The 2,142-nt window shown below is 71.3% G+C and carries 1 protein-coding gene and 1 pseudogene; both read left to right on the forward strand.

The window, feature by feature from the left end; genetic code table 11:
* Positions 1-1,909 (forward strand): hypothetical protein (locus CTA01S_RS15960; RefSeq protein WP_062196836.1); only part of this gene is annotated, 1,909 nt, incomplete at its 5' end.
* A gap of 2 nt (positions 1,910-1,911) precedes the next feature.
* Positions 1,912-2,142, forward strand: a pseudogene (locus CTA01S_RS15965) (hypothetical protein); the annotation flags it as partial.

Genomic DNA, 2,142 nt, shown 5'->3' on the forward strand with positions numbered 1-2,142 from the left:
GGTGCTCAAGACCCTGGCGTTGGGGGCGGCCACCGTCGGCAAGGGCTTTGTCGTGTTGGGTGAGGCGATCGGCGCCGGCGTGGCGGCGGCGGTCGAGGCCTTGCGCGGGAACACCGCCGGGGCCCGCTCCATCATTGCCGAGCTCAAGGGCAGTCTCGTGCGCCGCCTGGACGAACTGGCCGCGTTCCGCGACAGCCTCTTCGACCCCAAGCCGATCGAGGTCCGGGCGCCCCGGATCCAGGCCGATCCGGACCTGCTGCAGCGGCTGTCTAAACCCAAGCCGGCCCAGGACAGCACCGGCGCGCAGACCGCTTGGATCAAGGCGCAGCTGGACGCCGAACTCGCCCTGCTCAAGGACGGTCTAGGCCGGCAGCAAGCCGCGCTGGACGCCGCCTTGCAAGACCGCCTGATCTCGCTGCGCGACTACTACGCGCGCAAGACCGCGCTCGAGCAGCAGGAGATCGACGCCGAGATCGAGCGCAAGCAGCAGGAACTGGCCCGCAGCCGGCAGGTGGCCGCCAGCGCCGGCAGCGAGAACGATCGCCTGCGGGCCCGGGGCGAGGTCGCGCGGCTCGAAGCCGAGCTGATCGTGCTCAACAACAAGCGCGCCGACATCGAGCAGGCCAACGCCAGAGCGGCCGCGCAGGCCGAGCGCGAACTGGCCGATGCCCTGGCCGCCGCGCGCGAGGAGCTGGCCCAACTCACCGGCACGGCCACCGACGCCGACCGGCGAGCGGCCATCGAGCGCAGCTATCGGGATCTGCGCGTGCGCCTGGCGGCCGAGAGTGACCCCGATGGCGTCTCACTCATTGACCGGCTGATCGACGTGAAGGCCGCCCAGGCCAACCTCGCCGTGCTCGAAGCCCAGTGGCGGCAGGTCACCGAGCGGCTGCGAAACGCCCAGGAAGCCATCCAGATCCAGACCCAGGCGGGCTTGCTCACCGAAGCGCAGGCCCGCCAGCAGATCGTGGTCTTGCAACAGCAGTCGGCGGCCGAGATGCAGCGGCTCCTGCCCGCGATGCAGCAGGCGGCTGAGGCCATCGGGCCGGAGGCGGTGATCCGCGTGCAGGCCTTCCGCAACGAGCTGGAGCGCACGCGCATCGTGACCGACGAGCTCGCGCCGCTGTGGAACCGCATCGGCGAAGGCTTCGGGCAGGCCGTGCAGGGCATCGTCACTGGGGCGCAAAGCCTGCGCGAAGGGCTCTCGAACATCTTCCGCAGCATCTCGGAGGCCTTCCTGCAGCACCTGGTCATCCAGCCCTTCCAGCAGTGGGTGGCGATGCAGGCGCGGATGCTGGCGATGAAGCTGGGCTTTGCCCAGCAAGAAGCGGCCATCGAGCAGGCCGCGGCCGCCCAGTCGGTGGCCACCAAGCAGGCCGAGACGGCGGCCAAGGTCAGCGCCAATGCCGCCGAGGCCGGGTCAGGCGCGGCCGCCTCCCAGGCCGCGATTCCCGTCGTGGGGCCGGGGCTGGCGCTCGCGGCGATGGCGGCGATGGTGGCCGCCGTCATGGCGCTGATGGGCAAGGTCAAGAAGTTCGCTGTGGGCGGCTATGTCACCGGCCCCGGCACCTCGACCTCGGATTCGATCCCGGCGCGGCTGTCGGCCGGCGAGTACGTGGTGCGGGCTGCCGCCGTCAAGCGCGTGGGCGTGGCGTTTCTGGATGCCTTGAATGGCCTCAAGGCCCCGCCCGCGTGGGACGGCCATCGGCTGGCCCTGGCCGCAGGCGGCCTCGTGCCCCAGGTCCAGGTGCAGCCGGCCGCGCCGCAGGTCATCCAGGCCGTGCGCATCGTCAACGCCATCGACCCGGCCGTCACCCACGACCACCTGCAGACCCCCGCCGGCGAGCGGGTGATCCTCAACATCATCGGGCGCAACGCGCGTGCGGTGCGCGCGGCGCTCCAGGGATAGCCATGGCCTTGCTCTTCATCGACGGTTTCGATCACTACGACCCGCAGGCACTCGACCCCTTCGGCGATCCGTGGCTCGCGCGCGGCAAGGCGGCGTATCTGTCGCCGCAGGCCACGCGCATCCAGGGCCGGCGACCCGCGTCCTATGCCTTGCGCCTGCCGGCAGGTGCCGGCGGCGGCTACGTCAAGAACCTGGAGACCGGGCGCACCAGCCTCATCGTGGGTGCGGCGCTG

Origin of the sequence: Caldimonas taiwanensis NBRC 104434, assembly GCF_001592165.1 — a bacterium.
In the GTDB taxonomy this organism is placed as follows: domain Bacteria; phylum Pseudomonadota; class Gammaproteobacteria; order Burkholderiales; family Burkholderiaceae_C; genus Caldimonas; species Caldimonas manganoxidans.